We start from the raw sequence: 17530 nt of genomic DNA, 5'->3' as shown, positions 1-17530 counted from the left end.
ACGCGGACCTCTTCTGGGCGCTGCGCGGCGCGGGCAACGGCAACTTCGGCGTGGTGACCGAGCTCCGCTTCCGCACCCACAAGGCGCACGAAGGCGTCTCCGGATACGTCTCCTGGCCCTGGTCCAAGGCCGCTGACGTGCTGCGCGTGTGGCAGGAGTGGGGGCCGACCCGCCCGGACGAGATCTGGTCCTCCTGCGACCTGTCGGCGGCCGCCGGCGGCACGCCGCACGTCTCCGTCGCCGCGTACTCCCTCGGCACGTACGGCGACCTGGAGAACGCCCTCGACCAGCTCGTCGCCAAGGTCGGCGGCTCCTCGAACGGGATACGCCTGCGGCGCCGTTCCCACCTCGACACCGTGCGCGCCTACGCGGGCTGCGGCGAGAAGTCGACGACGCAGTGCCACCTGCCCGGCGGGACACCCGGCCGCGAGTCCGCGGGCACCCTCCAGCGGGAGACCTACGCGGCCCGCTCCGACTTCTACGACCGCTCGCTGAACGCGGCGGGGATCCGCGCCCTCACCGACCAGGTGGAACGTTTCAGCAAGAAGGGCGGCAGCGGTGGCGCCTCGATACAGCTGACGGCGCTCGGCGGCGCGGTCAACCGCGTCCAGCCGCTGGCGACCGCGTTCGTCCACCGCCGCTCGCGCTTCCTCGCCCAGTACCTGACCTCCTGGGCGGCGGGCGGCTCCGGCGCCCCGCAGGTCTCCTGGCTGGACGGCACGCACGCGGCCCTGCGGCGGTACGCCTCGGGCGCCGCCTACCAGAACTACGCGGACGCGGGCCTGAAGGACTGGCGGAAGGCGTACTACGGCGACGCGGCGGGCCGGCTGGCGAAGCTCAAGGGGCAGTACGACCCCGAGCGTCTCTTCGACTTCCCGCAGGCGCTGTAGCCCCCCGGGGCCCAGGCCGTGCCCGGCGGATCTTCGGCGGCGGGCCGTCTTTGCCGCCTGGCCGCCTGCTGCGGGGCGGGCCGTCTTTGCCGCCTGCGGCGGCGGGCGCCCTGCGGGCGCGTCCTCATACTCCCCCAGCTACCGCTGGGAGGTGCCCCCAAACGGGCTTGATTGTGGCTGGGCTCAGCCGCTTTCAGCCCGTTGGGGGCACCCCCAGCGGTAGCTGGGGGAGATTGAGGACACCGCCGCGCAAGCGGTGGTGCGGACGACACGGCCCGCAGCACCCGCTCACATGATCCGCCGGACACGGCGTAGGGCGCTCACGCCGCCAGGTCGTTGTCCCGGTGCACCGGCTGCTCCGGAAGGCCCCGCCCGGCGGGCTCCGCGGTCACCACCGGCGCGGCGGCCTTCCGGGACCGTACGAGCCGGCCGGCGCGCGTACCGGCGACCCAGCGGGTCAGCGGCGTGAGCAGCATCATCGCGAGGGGCGCCAGCAGCAGCGTGACGGCCGTGCCGAGCGCCAGGCCGCCGACGACGTCCGTCGGGTAGTGCACGCCCATGTAGACCCGGCAGAAGCCTTCGAGGAAGGCGAGGCCGATGCCGATCAGGCCGTACTTGCGGTGGGCGACGAAGAGGGCCACACCGAGCGCCATGGTCAGCGTCGCGTGGTCGCTGACGAAGGAGTAGTCGGTCTTGCCCTTGACCAGGACCTCCAGGCCGGAGTGGTCGAGGAAGGGCCTGGGCCGCTTGACGAAGCCCCGGATCGGGACGTTGACCAGCAGCGCGAGCCCGGCGGCGAGCGGCGCCCACAGCAGCGCGGCGACACCCGCGGGGGCGTCCTCGCGCTTCCGCGCGCTCCACCAGGCACAGAGCATGAGCACGCCGAGCCCGAACACGATCCCGTACTCGCCGATGAACTCCACGGCGCGGTCGGCCCAGTTGGGGGCCGCCTTGGCGAGACCGTTGATGTCGTACAACACACTGGTGTCGGGGTTCGACCCACTTGCGGCCGTCGACATGGGGTGCCCCACCGCGAGTCCAGCCATGTGTCGTGGCCCCTTATCTGTCGCCTGTCACTACGTCCAGCTACCGACCCCCGTGGTCCGTGCGCCCCGTCTTCCGACGCTGCTTGCCCACTTCCATGGAACGCGCCACTCCGGCCGGGCGTTCCACTCTCCACTCAATGATCACCAGGACGTTATCGAAGGGTGACCCATCGTCGCAGCCCGGGTCCCGGCGCTAGGCGGCGTTGCCTCTGGACAACGCTTTCGCGCCATCCTTGGTCACCCGGGTGGCCCCGATGTAGTCCGGTGTGTCGATCTTGTCGAAGCGGATCACGGCCCCGGTGTAAGGGGCGTTGATCATGTATCCGCCGCCGACGTACAGCCCCACGTGGTGAATGCTCCGCGGGTCCTTCAGGTCGTAGGCGAAGAAGACGAGGTCCCCGGGGAGCAGCTCGTCCCGCTTGGGGTGGGCGCCCGCGTTCCACTGGTCGTTGGCCACGCGCGGCAGCTCGATGCCCACCGATTCGTACGCGGCCTTCGTCAGGCCCGAGCAGTCGAAGCGCCCCCGGTCCTCGGCGGTGCCGTCGCCGCCCCACAGATACGGCGTGCCGAGCTTCTCCTGCGCGTAGTAGATCGCCGCGGCCGCCTGCTGCGAGGGCGCCACCCGCCCGACCGGCCGCGCGAAGCTCTTCTCCAGCGAGCGGATCGCCTTCACATAGCCCTGGGTCTCGTTGTACGGCGGCACCCCGCGGTACTGGATGACCGCGTAGGAACCCGCGTTGTAGGACGCCAGCATGTTGTCCGAGAGGTCGCCGGGCACGTCCTTGACGTATTTGGACAGCTCGCAGTCGTAGACGGCCGCCGACGGGATCGCGTCCTGCGGATCCCAGATGTCGCGCTTGCCGTCCTTGTTGGCGTCGATGGCGTGCGTATCCCATGTGCCGGGGATGAACTGCGCTATCCCCCGCGCGTCCGCCGGGCTCACGGCCTTGGGATTCCAGGCGCTCTCCGAATAGATCTGCGCGGCGAGCAGCGCCGGGTTCAACGCCGGGCAGAGATTGCCCCACTCCTGTACGAGCTGCTGGTACTGCGCCGGCACGGCGCCCTGCGCCAGGCCGACCGACTTCCCGCCCCCGCCGCCCAGCAGGTTCGAAGCGGCCGAGTACACCCCGATGACGAGCAGCCCGATGAAACAGAGGCACATCGCGATGCCGGCACCCACGCCCACCCAGAGCTTCCGCACCCCGCAATCCTCCCCCAGGAGCTCGCTCCGTACCCATGAATTCCCTACGTCCGCCCATCCGTCGGCGTACGGTCCTCCTCTATCGTGGGCGCCGGCATCCTGCCCCGCGCACATCCCATGAGGGGGGACCGTGACCGAGCTCAACTGGATTCCGGCGACCGACGGCGACGAGACCGAATACCTGGAGGTGGCGTTCGGCGACGACGGCAACGTCTACATCCGCGAGAACCACAAGCCGGACGAGATCGTCGTGACGACCGACGCGAAGTGGGACGCGTTCGTCCTGGGCGTCAAGGCAGGCGAGTTCGACCATTTCGTGGAGGGGATCGAGTAAGGACAGCCGATCGGGGCGCCCACTCCAAACGGTCCGGGCGCCCACTCCATCCGGTCCGGGCGCCTACTTCAGCCCGTCCGGCGATTGAGGACCGGGGTCTGGGGCGGAGCCCCAGTTCGGGAAGGGGCGGGTAGGGGAAAAGCCCCCTCCCCCCGCTCAGCCGTCGTCCTTGCCGTCCCCCCGGTCCCGCTTGTCACCCGACTTCTTCTTCGGCTTAGGACGCTCGGACCGCGACGGAGTCGAAGACGCCTCCGCCGCCGGCACCACCCGCGGCGCCTCCGGATCGGCCGCCGGCGTCCGCCCCGCGGGCCCTGCCCCCTGGTCCGCCGACTGCGACGGCTGCGCCTCGGGCCGCTGCGGAGCCCCACCGTCCGATCCGAATACCGACGCCCCGATCACCGCCGCGGCCACGAACGCCACCACGCCGGCCGCGGCACTGGCCAGGACCCGAGGATTCCGAACACCCTTGCCCCCCGCGCCCTTCCGTCGCGTCGAGGAGTGCCGTACGGGCGCGGGACCCGGCACGACCGCCGTCGGCCCGGGTATCGGCGGGCCGAAAGGGGCGGGCGCGACCGCCGGGGCAGGCAACGGCGCCTGCGCGGTCATGGGAGCGGGCACAGACGTGGGCGCAGGCACAGGCGCGGCCACCGGCATCGGCACGGCCGCCACCCGCGGTGCCTCATGCCGCTCCGGCCCCGCGAACCACTCCGCCACCTCCTGCGCCGAGGGCCGCTCCTCCGGCTGCTTGGCCAGCATCCGCAGCAGGTAGCTCTCGAAGGCGGGCGTGAGGTCCGGCCGGTGGCGGCGCGGGGGCTCGGGCGGTGTGTCGACGTGGAGGTAGAGCAGCGCGGTCGGGCTGTCCGCCCAGAAGGGCGGCCGGCCGACGAGCAGCTGGTAGAGCACGCACCCCAGTGCGTACACGTCGGAGGCGGGTCCGGCCATCCGGCCGAGGGCCCGCTCCGGGGCGAGGTAGGTGCTGGTGCCGACGATCTGACCGACCCTGGTCAGCGCGGCCGAGGTCTCGTCGACGAAGCGGGCGATGCCGAAGTCGCCGATCTTCAGGGTGCCGTCGGCGTCCAGCATCAGGTTGCCGGGCTTGACGTCGCGGTGGACCACTCCCTGCCGGTGGGCGGCCGCCAGGCCCGACGCGGTCTGCGCGGCGATGGAGGCGACGCGCTCCGGGCCCAGGCTGCCGTGCGCGGCGAGCTCCTGGGCCAGGCTCGGGCCCCGCACGAGCTCCATGACCAGGTAGAAGCGGCCGTCCCAGGACCCGAAGTCGTAGACGGCGACCACCTGAGGGTGATTCAGGCGGGCGGCCGTCTGGGCCTCCAGCCGGAATCGGCTCGCGGCGGATTCGTCCCCGTCGTCGCCGAGCAGGAGCTTGACCGCGACCTGACGACCCAGCACTTCGTCCCGGGCCTGCCAGACTTCGCCCATGCCGCCACGGCCGAGCAGCTCGTCCAGCCGGTACCGATCGGCAACCAGCACCCGTACCACCCTTGTTCTCGACGCCCCCGATGCCCCCGATGCGATCCGGGCGGCGCACCCGACAGCGTACCGACCGAACACATAGTCGTTTGAACATCCCCATGACCCCCGCCCCACATCGACATTGCTCCGCGTCCACGCGCGTGATACACAGAGTCACCATAGTTCTCCCCACTGACAACGCTTCGCGTCGCAGGTCAGACCGAGGGCGACCGTGATGCATACGGGTTTCGCCAAAAAATGACGCCAAGTCGACATGCGAGGGCGGCATCGTCAGCGAAGATAGGTCCCGACCTTTGCCGCGCGGCGAGGGCGGTGCAACACCCATAAAGGGGCGGTGAGTTACAAATGTTTCTGGCAGCCGCAAAGGGCGACATCAACACCATCATTGGCGGAATCGCTCCTAACTGGGGGCCGTTCGGCAACCTCGGCCAAGAGGCCCGCATCATGGTCGAGGTCGTCATGGCCGTGGCCATCCTCCTCTGCCTGGCCATCGCGATCTGGGGCGCGGCCAAGCAGCGCATCGGCGCGACGGCGCTGCGGGACACGTTCAGCGCGGAGCAGGGCAAGGGCCTGATCGTGGCCGGCCTGACCGGTGTCTTCATCATCGGCTCGCTCGGCACGCTGTTCACCATTGTCTACGGCATGGCCGTCTGACCCCACGGCCCCGTCGGCGGCCGACTCCAACCCGCCCATGCGCCCCGCGAGTAGCTCTGTCACCATCCACCCCACCGACACCATCCGGCCCGCCGCGCATCACCCCCGCGCAGACCCTCTCGTCCCCGAGTCCCCCCGCACCGAGGCTGCCACCTGATGCCCCCTCACACCCCCTCGTACTCCTCCCCCGGGATCGCCCTCCCGCCGCTACCGTCATATGCGGGAGACACAGCGGCGACGACGTATGAGGGGACGTGCGCGCGATGAGCCTCGGCGACGACGGCTACGGCAACGGCCGGGACTCCGGCCGGGCGGGCGGTGACCACGGCGACGACCGCCACCTGACGCGCACCCGCCTCCCGGAGGGCGAGGGCGACCCGTACGGCCCGTCCCGCCGCGGTGGCCGCGGCGGCCGCACGGGCAGGCCCAGCCGGAACCTGATGACGGTCGTCGGCGTCGTGGTCCTCCTCATCGCGGCCATCGCCTTCGCGAACAGAGGCGGCGGGGACTCCGCGTCGGACGACTCCGACAAGGACGCGGGCAAGGTGAGCGCCCGGCCGACGGCACCCTCCGGCACGAAGCCCGTGGCCGGGAAGACCGGGGGGATCGCCTCGGGGTTCGCCCACACCGAGCAGGGGGCGCAGTCGGCGGCGGCGAATTACGCGGTGGCGCTGGGGGGGGACGGGATGTTCCGGGCGGAGACGCGCCACGGGATCGTCGACGCCATCCACACACCCGAAGCCGCCCCCGTGCTCCAGAAGGAGCTCGACAAGGCGTACGCCGGGAGCCTCTTCCAGAACCTCGGGCTCAACCCCGACGGCTCGGCGCCGAAGGGCCAGACATTCGTCTCCCGCACCATGCCGATCGGCTCGAAGGCCACCTCGTACAACGACTCCGAGGCCACCGTCGAGGTCTGGTGCGCGGGCCTGGTCGGCCTCGCGGGCCAGGGGTCGACCAAGCCGGTCAGCCAGACGTGGTTCACCCTCACCCAGAAGCTCCACTGGGTGAACGGCGACTGGAAGATCGCCTCCTCCGAGCAGAAGCAGGGCCCCGCACCCGTCGCCGGCGATGTCCGCGCCTCGGGTGCCGACGAGATCACGAACGCGGTCAACGGTTACGGAGGGTTCACTTATGCCAGGTAGCCGCCGCCACCGTGGCCTGTCGCTCACGGCCGTAGTGGTCTCCGCCCAACTGACACTGGTCGCGCTGGCCTCGCGGGCGGCCGCCGCTCCGACACCCACGCCCACGCCGACCACCTCGCCGGCGCCGTCGACCTCGCCGAGCGCGGGCGGCAAGAGCTCCTGCGACCTCATCGTGGGCCAGGCCAAGAGCTTCTGCGAGGGCAAGGACGGCAAGAGTTCAGCGCCGTCCGCCCCCGACCCCCAAACCGCCCTCGACCCCCTCGCCTCCCTCGCCAAAGGGTGCGCCGACGCCGCGTCCTGGATCATCAAGAAGCTCTCCGACGCCGTGCACGCCACCGGCAACGTCGACTTCACCAACGCCACCTTCCTCCGCCAGTACGCCGTCGTCTTCGCCGCCTCCACCATCCTCACGCTCGTGCTGTGGCTGCTGGCCGTCGCCAAGCGGGCCGTGCGCGGGGTGCCGTTCACCGAGGCGTTCACCGAGGCCGTCGGGTTCCTGTGGCTGACCGTGCTCGCCTCCGCCTTCACGCCGCTGATCCTCTACACACTCGTCTCGGCCACCGACGCCGTCACCGAAGTGCTCTCCACCGGCACGAACGCGAACAACGACGCCTTCTTCGGCGGCTTCGCCGACGCGCTCAAGAAGGGCGACGGCATCGGCGGCGGCCCGATCATGCTGATCGTGGTGTCCCTGGTCTCCGTGCTCGCCGCCGGTGTGCTCTGGCTGGAGCTGGTCATCCGGGCCGCCCTGCTCTACGTCGGCGCGCTGCTCGGCACCGCCGTCTACGCCGGGCTGGTCGACAAGAACATGTGGGGGCACGTGCGCCGCTGGGCCGGGATCATGATCGCGGTGATCCTGGTCAAGCCGATCGTCGTGATCGTGCTGGGCCTGGCCGGGGCGCTGTCCTCGGGGAAGGGCCCGGACTCCTTCTCCGCGGTCGTGTCCGGCCTCGCCATCATCATTCTCGCCATCTTCGCCAGTGCGATGATCTACCGATTCGTCCCCGGGTTCGGTGACGAGATCGTCAGCACCCGGGGCGCCAGCAAGGACGCGGCGTCCCGGCAGGCCGCCGCCGTGATCTCCTCGCCCGCCGCCCTGGTCAAGCAGGGCATCACCACCCACAGCGCCCGCGGCTCCGGCGGCGGGAGCGGCCAGCAGGCGCGGCCGGCCAACTCCGTCTCGGGCGGGGTCGCCGCCCACAGCACCCGCGCCCCGGCCCGCCCGGCGGCGAGCGGCGGCGGTGGCGGCGGTAACGGAAGCACTCCTTCCGCCCCGCCCCGGCCGCGTGCGCAGAACCGCAGCAATACCCCAGGAGGTGAGCGGAGTTGACGATGCAGGCCCAGTCCCAGCCGATCGCGGCCCGCCGTACGTATCTGATCGGCCGTGCCCGTCCCAACGCGGTCGTCGGCAAGAACCGGGAGACCGGCGAGATCTCCCTGATCATCGCCGGGGCGTTCCTGGGCATGATGTGCGGCCTCCTGGTGCCGATCCTCCCCTTGCGGATCCTGACGCTGACCGGCTTCCCGATGCTGGCGCTGGCGGCGGTCTACGTGCCGTACAAACACCGCACGTTCTACAAGTGGTTCGAGATCAACCGCACGTACAAGCGCACCCTGCGCCGGGGCACCGCCTACCGCTCGGGCGTCAGCGAGGCCGGTACGCGCCTGGACGGGCGCGAGGTCGAGGTGGGGCCGCCGCCGGGGATCGGGCGGATCAGCTGGCTCGCCGCTCCGTTCGGGCCGGACGAGATCGCCGTGCTGCTGCACGCCGACCGCCGCACGGTCACCGCGGCGATCGAGATCGAGGGGCCCGGTGTGGGCCTGCGCGACTCGGAGGACCAGGAGGCGCTGGTCGACCGCTTCGGGACGCTGCTCAAGCACGTCGCCAACGGGGACGGGTATGTGACGCGGCTGCAGATACTGGCCCGTACGCTGCCCGCCGACCCCGACGCGCACGCCAAGGACGTCGAGCGGCGAGGGGACGAGAAATCGCCCAAGTGGCTCAAGGACTCCTACGAGCAGTTGCAGTCGATGGTGTCGACCTCCTCCGAGCAGCACCGCGCGTACCTCGTGGCCTGCATGCACTACACCCGTGAGCTGTCCGCCGAGGCGCAGGCCATCGCCCGCGCCTCGCGGCACGAGGGCGGCAGCCGGCGGCTGGACCGGGACGGCGGGCTGGCCGTCGTCATGGCGCGGGAGCTCACCGACATCTGCGCCCGGCTCGCCGAGGCCGACATCCGGGTGCGGCAGCCCCTCGGGCAGGGCCGGCTGGCGTCGCTGGTGCACTCCATGTACGACCCGGACCACCCCATCGACCACCTCCAGGCCATGACGCAGCGCAACGCCTGGCCGGCCGAGCTGGACGCCATGGAGCCCACCTACCTCCAGGCCAAGACGCGCGAGTCGTCAACGCGCGCCCCCTGGTGTCACGCCACCGCGTGGGTGAAGGAGTGGCCGATGACACCCGTGGGGGTCAACTTCCTCGCACCGCTGCTCGTCCATACCCCGGACGTCATCCGTACGGTCGCCGTCTGCATGGACCTGGAGCCGACCGACGTGGCCATCGAGCGGATGCTGACCGAGAAGACCAACGACGACGCGGACGCCTCCCGCGCCGCCAAGATGAACCGGGTCGTCGACCCGCGCGACGTCGCCCACCACACGCGCGTGGACCAGCGCGGCGAGGACCTCGCCAGCGGCGCGGCGGGCGTCAACCTCGTCGGCTACATCACCGTGTCCTCGCGCTCGCCCGAGGCGCTCGCGCGCGACAAGCGGACCATAAGAGCCTCCGCGGGCAAGAGCTATCTCAAGCTGGAGTGGTGCGACCGCGAGCACCACCGGGCCTTCGTCAACACGCTGCCGTTCGCGACCGGCATCCGACGATAGGGGCAACCGCCGTGCTCGATCCGCTCGCCACCGTCACCGAGGCGTTCACCAGCTTCCTCTTCGGAAAGGTGGAGACCACCCGGCTGCCCGTGCGGACCTCCACCGGCCAGGCCCAGGCCGTCTACCTCCCGACCGCGGCCCCCGGCCTCGGCGACTCCGGTGTGATCATCGGGCGCGAGGTGTACTCCGGGAAGGGGTACATCTACGACCCGTTCCAGCTGTACGGGCAGCAGCTGCCGGCCCCGCACTGGCTCGTCCTCGGCGAGTCCGGCAACGGCAAGTCGGCCCTGGAGAAGACCTATGTGCTGCGTCAGCTGCGCTTCCGCGACCGGCAGGTCGTCGTCCTCGACGCGCAGGGCGAGGACGGGGTGGGCGAGTGGAACCTCATCGCGCGGCAGCTGGGGATAACCCCCATCCGCCTCGATCCGACGGCCGCCCTCAACGGCGGCATCCGCCTCAACCCGCTGGACCCCTCGATCACGACGACCGGGCAGCTCGCCCTGCTGCGCACGATCATCGAGGTCGCGATGGGGCGCGGCCTGGACGAGCGCTCGGGCTTCGCCCTCAAGGTGGCGCACGCGTACGTCAACGAGACCATCCTCGACCGTCAACCCGTGCTGACGGACATCGTCGAACAGCTCCGCCACCCCGAGGCGGAGTCCGCGGAGTCGATGAATGTCGACATAGACGATGTACGGGCATGGGGCCTGGACGTCGCGCTGGTGCTGGACCGGCTGGTCGACGGTGACCTGCGGGGCATGTTCGACGGTCCGACGTCGGCCGGGATCGACCTCGACTCACCGCTGATCGTCTTCGACCTCTCGCACATCGACCGCAACTCCATCGCCATGCCCATCCTGATGGCGATCGTCGGCGTCTGGCTGGAGCACACCTGGATCCGCCCGGACCGCAAGAAGCGCATCTTCCTGGTCGAGGAGGCGTGGCACATCATCAACTCGCCGTTCGTCGCCCAGCTCTTCCAGCGGCTGCTGAAGTTCGGGCGCCGGCTCGGCCTGTCCTTCGTCGCGGTGGTCCACCACCTGTCCGACGTGGTCGACGGCGCGGCGGCGCGGGAGGCGGCGGCGATCCTCAAGATGGCCTCGACCCGCACCATCTACGCCCAGAAGGCCGACGAGGCGAGGGCGACGGGCCGGGTGCTCGGGCTGCCCCGGTGGGCCGTGGAGATCATTCCGACGCTGACGCCCGGCATCGCCGTCTGGGACGTCAACGGCAATGTCCAAGTGGTCAAGCACCTGATCACCGAGGCCGAGAAGCCGCTGGTCTACACCGACCGCGCCATGACCGAGGACGGCGACGACCTGGCCCGGGACGACCTCGCCCGCGAGCTCGCGGCGGAGGCGGCGGCCGCCGATCGCGCGGCCGCGGCGATGGAGGCCCGGCTCGCGGACGAGGCGTACGGCTCCTCCGAACCGACGGTGGCCTGACCCGTGGCCGGCCCCGGGAACCTGAACCACCGACAGCCCGAACGTGGCATTCCGGACGGCCTGCTGGTCGGCGTCATCGCGCTGCTGCTGGGGCTGACGCTCCTGATCTGGGCGACGACCGGCCTGGCGGCGCTCCTCGCGCACGGCGGCTGGCCGGACGGCGTCACCCTGGCCCGTACGCCCCTGGCCCTGCGCCACCTGCTGACACGGCCCAGCGATCTGTCCGCCGCCTGGCCGGACACCGCGGCCGGTGCGCTGTCGGGGTACGGGCTCTTCTGGGGGCTGCTCATCGGCGAACTGCTCGTCCTCATCGTGCTCGGGGTGTTCGTCCTCGGCACGGTGGCCCGCTGGCGGGCGGTACGGGCCCGGCGGCGGGCGGGCGTGCCGGATGCCCGAACGGAGGAACCGACGACCATAGCCGTCCAGGCCGTGACCGCCGTCTCGGCCGCGGCCGAGACCGCCCCCGCCCCCGTACTCCCACCGCCCGCGGCGCCACTCCCCACCGGGCCCCCGCCCGCCACCCCCCGCGTCCTCTACGGCACCGGCCGGCGCGAGACCGCCACCCGTCTGATCCTCGAAGCCGCGGGGCCCGTCCTCGTCACGACCGCCGACCCGGCGCTCTGGGCCGACACCAAGGACTCCCGCGCCAAGCTCGGCCCCGTCCACGCCTTCGATCCCGGCCATCTCCTCGACACACCGGACCGCCTCCGCTGGTCGCCCCTGACCGGTTGCGACGTCCGCGACACCGCCGCCGCGCGCGCGACCGCGCTGCTCGCTCCCGTACGCCCCCTGAGCGCCCTGGACTCGGCGACCGCGGACACCGCCGAGACCTTGCTGCGCTGCTGGCTGCACGCCGCGGCCGTCGACGGCAGGCCGTTCCGCCAGATACTCCGCTGGACACAGGGGAGTTCGGGGCACGAGCCCGTACGGATCCTCCGGACGCACCCCAAGGCGGCGGGCGGCGCGGCGGGCGAACTGGAGTCCGCGCTCACCGGCCACCCGGAACGCAGGGAGATGGCTCAGGAGTTGACCGCACGGGCCCTGAACTCCCTTTCTTCCGTTCATATCCGCGACGCGTGCAACCCAAATCGAGCCGATTCGCTCGCGTGGGAATCATTCCTCGCCGAGCGGGGAACGCTGTACGTGCTGGGTGAGGCGATTGAGGATCCCCGGACCCGTCCGGGTGCGATGCCTCTGTTGACCGCCCTCGTCGCAAGCGTGGTCGAGCACGGCCGGGGCATGGCCGGACGGTCATCCTCCGGTCGGCTCGACCCACCACTGACCCTCGTGCTGGACGACGTCGCCGCCGTCGCGCCCCTGCCCGCCCTGCCGGACCTGCTCACCACCGGCGCGGACCAGGGCCTGCCGGCGTACGCGCTGATGCGCTCCGAGGAACAGGCCCGCGCCCGCTGGCCGCACCGCACCCTGGTGGGGTGACGGCTCACGACCCGAAGGCCGCCTTGATGATCTTCCCGACGACCGGGGTGCCCTTCTCGCTCTTGGCCTCCGTGGCGTTCACGGAGTACACGAGGGTGCGGGACAGGTCGCGGGTGGCACCGAAGCCGTTGAGGTAGCCGTAGCGGCCGCCGCTCTTGCCCCAGACCACCGTGTCGCCGAGCTCGATGCGGGTGAGCCCGCTGGTGTACGCGGCCTTCTCGTGCTTGCCGTACGCCGGGACGTCCGGAACGGTGAACATCAGCTCCAGCTCGGCCTTCGGCACGACGCGGCCGCGGAAGAGCGCGGACGTGAAGCGCTCCAGGTCCGCCGTGGTGGTGATGAGGTCCCCCGAGGCCCAGGTGATCGACTGGTTCCACTCGGTCGCGTCGAACAGCTCCCCCTTGGAGAGCTGGTAGCCGTGCGTGTGCCGTCCCCGGATCCCGGCGGCGTCACCGGGGCTGTACGTGTCCTTCAGGCCCGCGCGGTCGATGACCCGCTCCCGCACCTCTCGCTCGTACGAGTGACCGGTCGCCTTCTCGATGAGCAGGCCCAGCACGTTGTAGCCGATGTTGGAGTACTCCTGCCGCGTGCCGGGCGTGAAGTTCATGGGCTTGGTGAAGGCACGCTGGACCAGCTCGCGGTGGTCCCAGCTGGTGAAGCGTTCCTTCAGGTCGGACTCGAACGAGCCGTCGGCGCTCGGCAATCCGCTGGTGTAGTTCAGCAGCTGGCCGACGGTGACGTCCGGGTAGTGGGCCGGCAGCAGACCGGGCAGGTAGCGCTGGACCGTCCCGTCGAGGGACAGCTTGCCCTCGTGGACGAGCTGGAGGGCGGTGGCGGCCGTGAACGCCTTGGTGATGCTCCCGGCCCGGAACCGCTCGTCGCCCTTCGGTGCCCGGTGCGTACGGAGGTCGGCCTCGCCCGACGTACCCGCCCAGCTGCCGTCCTTGCCGCCGAAGCGGACCTGGGCGGCGGTCGCGCCAGCGTCCGGCAGCCCGGCGATCGCCTGGCGCAGGGCCTCGGCGTTCGCCGGCACCCGCTGCCGCGTGTGCGGGGCTCCCGCGTGCGGAGCGGCCGCCGCGGGGACGGCGACGCCCGCGCCCAGGGCGGCGGCGACGGCTATGGCGACGGCGATGGTCTTACGGCGCATGGGAGTTCCTCCGGTCGATCGGTGCGGATTTCCATCCTCGTGATCCGCACCGCCCGGCGGATCGCCGACGCGAGGGGTATCCGGGCGCCCCGACATCACCCGCGCGAGGGAGGTCCCGTCCGCGCCCCGAGAGTGATCAGCCCCGTCTCGTACGCGCAGATCACCGCCTGGATCCGGTCGCGCAGCCCCAGCTTCGACAGCACATTGCTCACGTGCGTCTTGACCGTGTGCTCGCTGACCACCAGCGCGGCCGCGATCTCGGCGTTCGACAGGCCCCGCCCCAGCAGGACGAGCGTCTCCCGCTCGCGCGAGGTGAGCGCGCCCAGCTCCGGCGCCGGAGCCGCCCGGCCGCGCCCGGTGAAGTCGGCGACCAGCCGCCGGGCCACCGAGGGCGCCAGCAGCGAGTCACCGGCGACGACGACCCGTACGGCGTGCACCAGGTCGTCGCGGCGCACGTCCTTGAGGAGGAAGCCGCTCGCGCCCGCGTGCAGCGCCTCGTACACGTAGTCGTCCTGGTCGAAGGTCGTCAGCATGACGACCTTGCAGTCCGTCTCCGCGCACACCACGCGCGCCGCCTCGATGCCGTCCATGACCGGCATGCGGATGTCGAGCAGCACGACGTCGGGCCGATGCCGGCGCGCCGCCTCGACCGCCTCGGCGCCGTTCCCCGCCTCGGCCACGACCTCGATGTCGGGCTGGGCGGCCAGGATCATCGCGAAGCCGCCGCGCACCAGCTCCTGGTCGTCGGCCACCACCACACGGATCGTCAACTCCTCACCCCCGAGGAAGAGGGGACCACGACGGGCAGTACCAGGGCAACGCGGTACCCCTGGGATCCCGGCAGCGGCCCGCAGGACGCCGAGCCGCCGTGGGCCGCGGCGCGCTCCCGGATGCCGATCAGGCCCTTGCCGCTCCCCCGGCCCGAGGCACGCGGCACGCCCGTCCCGTCGTCGGTCACCGTGGCGGTCAGCCGGTCCGGCTCCCATACGAGCCGCACGGACACCGATTGGGCCGCGGCGTGCTTGATGACGTTCGTCAGCGCCTCCTGCACCACGCGGTAGACCGTCACCTGCGCGTCCGCGGCGAGCGTCCGTGCCTCCCCCTCCGTGCTCAGGTCCACCTCCAGCCCCGTGCGCCGCACCTCGCCGACCAGGCCGTCCAGTCCGGCCAGCGTCGGCTGCGGGTCGCGGGTGCCCTCGGGGCCGTCCTTGAGGACGCCCAGCATCCGCCGCAGCTGCACCATCGCGTCCCGGCCCGCGCCGGCGATGGCGTCGAAGGCCGCTTCCGCGCGGTCGGGGTCGGACCGGACGACCAGCGGTCCGGCCTCCGCCTGAACGATCATCAGACTCACGGCGTGCGACAGGATGTCGTGCATCTCCCGGGCGATCCGGGCCCGTTCGCGCTCCGCCGCCCGCTCGGCCTCCACCAACCGGGCCCGCTCCAGCTCGGCCGCCCGCGCCTCGACGGCCTCGGTGTACGCCTGACGGGTGCGCGCCAGCACACCGAGCACGTACACCATGGTGAAGAGGAAGAAGGCGAACAGGTACTCGCGCGCGGTGTTGGTGCGCAGGGCGACGGACACCGCGATGAGCGGAAGACCGGCGCCGATCGTCACCCGCCGTTGCCACCGGCCCGCCCCGTAGGCGACCGAGAAGATCGCCACCATCGGGCTGTACGGCATGGGCTGCCCCGGCCCGTCCATCGGCAGATACGCGAGCCCGGCCACCGTGATCGCGCACAGCACGGCGAAAGGGGCCCGGCCGCGCCACAGCAGGGGCAGCACGGACAGCGTCGTCATCCCGTAGAAGAACCAGGTCGCGGGCGGGACGTCGGGCGCGCGCGGGACGACGAAGGGAATGGTCACCGCCGCCTGCACGACGGCGGTGACCACGACGTCGACGGTCCACGGTCCGGCCGCGCGGAGCCGGCGGAGCAGGGCGGTCATCAGCGGCGGGGGCGGGCGAGCGACATCTCGTGTTCGAACGCCGACGGATCGGCCTCCAGCGGCAGTGCCTCACCGGTCGGCTCGAAGCCGAGCTTGCGGTAGAAGGCCCGGGCGCGGTCATTCCTCTCGTGCACGTACAGGCGTACGCGTGCGACGCGGGGCTCGTCGAGAGACCAGGAGTGGTCGATCGCGGCGCGGAAGAGCGCATCCGCCAGACCGGTGCCCCTGTGTTCGGGGCGGACGAACACTCCGGTGAGGTGCGTCTGGGGCATGCCGGCCGGGGTGCCGAAGGCGTTGTCCACGCCGGGCAGTTCGAGGCGCACGGTCACCGTCCCCGCCCACCCTCCGTCCGGGCCCTCGGCGATGAAGGTGGTGGCGGTGTCGCCGTCGGTGTTGCCGCGCGCCCGTTCCCGCCAGTAGGCGTCGGGGCGGGCGACCGCGTTCTCGTAGGTGTCGAGAAAGGCGACCGGCGCGGCCGGGTCACCGAGCCCGGCGAGCCGCAACTCCTTGACCCGCTCCCACTCGCCGGCGCGTACGGTCCTGATGGTGTGCTCCATCCGCTGATCGTCACCCTGCGCTCACGGCACGGGCAAGGTGTTTTCCCTCTCCCTGCCGCGGGCATGGGGCAGCGCGTGAACGAGACACGGCCGACGGTCGTCGCAGTGGCCATGGGAGCGGCCGAGGCCGCGGCGGTTCTTCCCTCCGATCTACGGGCACGGCTCGGCGAGTTCGCGGAGCCGGTCCCCGGCACCCTCACCGGCGCACTCACGGCACCGGGGGCGCGCGAGACATTGGCACGCGCCGAAATCCTCATCACGGGGTGGGGCTGTCCGCCGTTGACGGAGGAGGTGCTGGACGGCTCCCCGCATCTACGAGCGGTGGTCCACGCCGCCGGGTCGGTCAGGCGTCTGGTGACGGAGGGCGTCTGGGAGCGGGGCATCGTCGTCTCCTCCGCGGCGGAGGCCAACGCCGGCCCGGTCGCCGACTTCACCCTCGCGGCCCTCACCTTCGCCGCGAAGGGGGCGTTCACGGCAGCGGCGGCGTACGAGGCGGGGTGGCCCGCCTTCCCCGACCGCCGGGGGGCGGACGGCCGCACCATCGGCGTCATCGGCGCCTCTCGCATCGGACGCCGCGTCATCGCCGGCCTGCGCGCCTCGGATGCCGGCTACCGGATCCTGCTCTACGACCCGTACGTTGCGGGCCCCGACGCGGCCGGCCTGGGCGCGGAGGCCGTCGGGCTCGACGAACTGTGCGGGGCTTCCGACATCGTCACGGTGCACGCGCCCCATACCCCGGAGACGTACCGTCTGCTCGATGCCCGGCACCTCGCCCTGATTCCCGACGGCGGCACGGTCATCAATACGGCGCGTGGTGCGCTCATCGATACGTTCGCTCTCACCCGCGAGTGCGCGACGGGCCGCTTGGACGCGATGCTCGATGTCACGGATCCGGAGCCGCTGCCGGCCGGTCATCCACTGCTGCACATGCCGAACGTGCTGGTCACTCCCCATGTGGCGGGGGCTCAGGGCAGCGAGGCACGTCGACTCGGCGCGTGGGCGGTGGAGGAGGTGGCACGGCTGGTGAACGGTGTGCCGCCGGCGGGACGGGTGAGACGGGGAGATCTGGACCGGCTGGCATGAAGGGGGCGGGAACGTGAAGGGGGGCGGGAATGGGAATTCTGCCGGGAAACGCGAGAAAGCCCCGGTAGGAACCGAAGTTCCCACCGGGGCTTTCTCTAAAAATTGTTCGGCGGCGTCCTACTCTCCCACACGGTCCCCCATGCAGTACCATCGGCGCTGAAAGGCTTAGCTTCCGGGTTCGAAATGTAACCGGGCGTTTCCCTAACGCTATGACCACCGAAACTCTATGAAGTTAACCCACCGGAACACAACACGGTCGTTACTTCAGAACC

Annotated in this window: 16 protein-coding genes and 1 rRNA gene; 9 read left to right on the top strand and 8 right to left on the bottom strand. The window is 71.5% G+C overall.

Annotation, left to right across the window (positions count from 1 at the left end; translation table 11 throughout):
* The coding region (locus J7E86_RS22125; RefSeq protein WP_215083476.1) for a BBE domain-containing protein at positions 1-890 on the top strand (890 nt) is incomplete at its 5' end.
* Between the two features lie 320 nt (positions 891-1210).
* Here J7E86_RS22125 and J7E86_RS22120 read toward each other — a convergent pair.
* Entirely contained in the window at positions 1211-1936 is a 726-nt protein-coding gene (locus J7E86_RS22120; protein ID WP_251019506.1) for a phosphatase PAP2 family protein, read from the bottom strand.
* A gap of 193 nt (positions 1937-2129) precedes the next feature.
* Complete coding sequence (locus J7E86_RS22115) at positions 2130-3137, bottom strand: bifunctional lytic transglycosylase/C40 family peptidase (protein WP_308312677.1); 1008 nt, start codon at positions 3135-3137, stop codon at positions 2130-2132.
* 130 nt (positions 3138-3267) lie between these two features.
* Here J7E86_RS22115 and J7E86_RS22110 point away from each other — a divergent pair, with 130 nt between their 5' ends.
* Positions 3268-3471 (top strand): DUF397 domain-containing protein, encoded by a 204-nt coding sequence (locus J7E86_RS22110; RefSeq protein ID WP_215083475.1) that lies wholly within the window; start codon positions 3268-3270, stop codon positions 3469-3471.
* A gap of 156 nt (positions 3472-3627) precedes the next feature.
* On the opposite strand, the gene J7E86_RS22105 is transcribed toward J7E86_RS22110, so the two are convergent.
* Positions 3628-4959, bottom strand: coding sequence for a serine/threonine-protein kinase (locus J7E86_RS22105; RefSeq protein ID WP_215083474.1), 1332 nt, complete (start codon positions 4957-4959; stop codon positions 3628-3630).
* A 348-nt stretch (positions 4960-5307) separates the two neighbouring features.
* Here J7E86_RS22105 and J7E86_RS22100 point away from each other — a divergent pair, with 348 nt between their 5' ends.
* From J7E86_RS22100 to J7E86_RS22075, 6 genes are all read left to right on the top strand, one after another.
* A complete protein-coding gene (locus J7E86_RS22100; protein ID WP_215083473.1) occupies positions 5308-5616 on the top strand; it encodes a hypothetical protein in 309 nt (102 codons plus the stop codon).
* Between the two features lie 263 nt (positions 5617-5879).
* Positions 5880-6758 carry a hypothetical protein gene (locus J7E86_RS22095; RefSeq protein WP_215083480.1) on the top strand — a complete coding sequence of 293 codons (879 nt, stop codon included), beginning with the start codon at positions 5880-5882 and terminating at the stop codon, positions 6756-6758.
* A complete protein-coding gene (locus J7E86_RS22090; protein ID WP_215083472.1) occupies positions 6748-8088 on the top strand; it encodes a hypothetical protein in 1341 nt (446 codons plus the stop codon). The genes J7E86_RS22095 and J7E86_RS22090 overlap by 11 nt, the downstream gene beginning before the upstream one ends.
* A 2-nt stretch (positions 8089-8090) precedes the next feature.
* The gene (locus tag J7E86_RS22085; protein WP_215083479.1) at positions 8091-9644 is read left to right on the top strand and encodes an SCO6880 family protein; all 1554 of its coding nucleotides are present in this window, start codon (positions 8091-8093) and stop codon (positions 9642-9644) included.
* An 11-nt stretch (positions 9645-9655) separates the two neighbouring features.
* A complete protein-coding gene (locus tag J7E86_RS22080; protein ID WP_215083471.1) occupies positions 9656-11089 on the top strand; it encodes an ATP-binding protein in 1434 nt (477 codons plus the stop codon).
* 3 nt (positions 11090-11092) lie between these two features.
* Positions 11093-12526: a type VI secretion protein gene (locus J7E86_RS22075; protein WP_308312676.1), complete on the top strand. Its 1434-nt coding sequence runs from the start codon at positions 11093-11095 to the stop codon at positions 12524-12526.
* Positions 12527-12530: 4 nt separating this feature from the next.
* Here the strand turns inward: J7E86_RS22075 and J7E86_RS22070 are convergent, their stop codons facing one another.
* The 4 genes from J7E86_RS22070 to J7E86_RS22055 form a co-directional block, all read right to left on the bottom strand.
* Positions 12531-13673, bottom strand: a complete 1143-nt coding sequence (locus tag J7E86_RS22070) for a serine hydrolase (protein WP_215083470.1) — start codon at positions 13671-13673, stop codon at positions 12531-12533.
* Between the two features lie 95 nt (positions 13674-13768).
* A complete protein-coding gene (locus J7E86_RS22065; RefSeq protein WP_215083469.1) occupies positions 13769-14443 on the bottom strand; it encodes a response regulator transcription factor in 675 nt (224 codons plus the stop codon).
* Positions 14440-15618, bottom strand: coding sequence for a sensor histidine kinase (locus J7E86_RS22060; RefSeq protein ID WP_215083468.1), 1179 nt, complete (start codon positions 15616-15618; stop codon positions 14440-14442). Before J7E86_RS22060 ends, J7E86_RS22065 begins: the two co-directional genes overlap by 4 nt.
* A complete protein-coding gene (locus J7E86_RS22055) occupies positions 15618-16175 on the bottom strand; it encodes a GNAT family N-acetyltransferase (RefSeq protein ID WP_215083467.1) in 558 nt (185 codons plus the stop codon). The genes J7E86_RS22060 and J7E86_RS22055 overlap by 1 nt, the downstream gene beginning before the upstream one ends.
* Before the next feature lie 111 nt (positions 16176-16286).
* Between J7E86_RS22055 and J7E86_RS22050 the strand changes: the two genes are divergently transcribed.
* Entirely contained in the window at positions 16287-17258 is a 972-nt protein-coding gene (locus J7E86_RS22050) for a hydroxyacid dehydrogenase (protein ID WP_215083477.1), read from the top strand.
* Between the two features lie 104 nt (positions 17259-17362).
* On the opposite strand, the gene rrf is transcribed toward J7E86_RS22050, so the two are convergent.
* Positions 17363-17479 (bottom strand): 5S ribosomal RNA (gene rrf, locus J7E86_RS22045).
* Positions 17480-17530 lie beyond the last annotated feature (51 nt).

The organism is Streptomyces sp. ISL-11 (assembly GCF_018614525.1).
Classification (GTDB): Bacteria; Actinomycetota; Actinomycetes; order Streptomycetales; family Streptomycetaceae; genus Streptomyces.
This window is presented reverse-complemented; position numbering and strand designations above follow the sequence as displayed.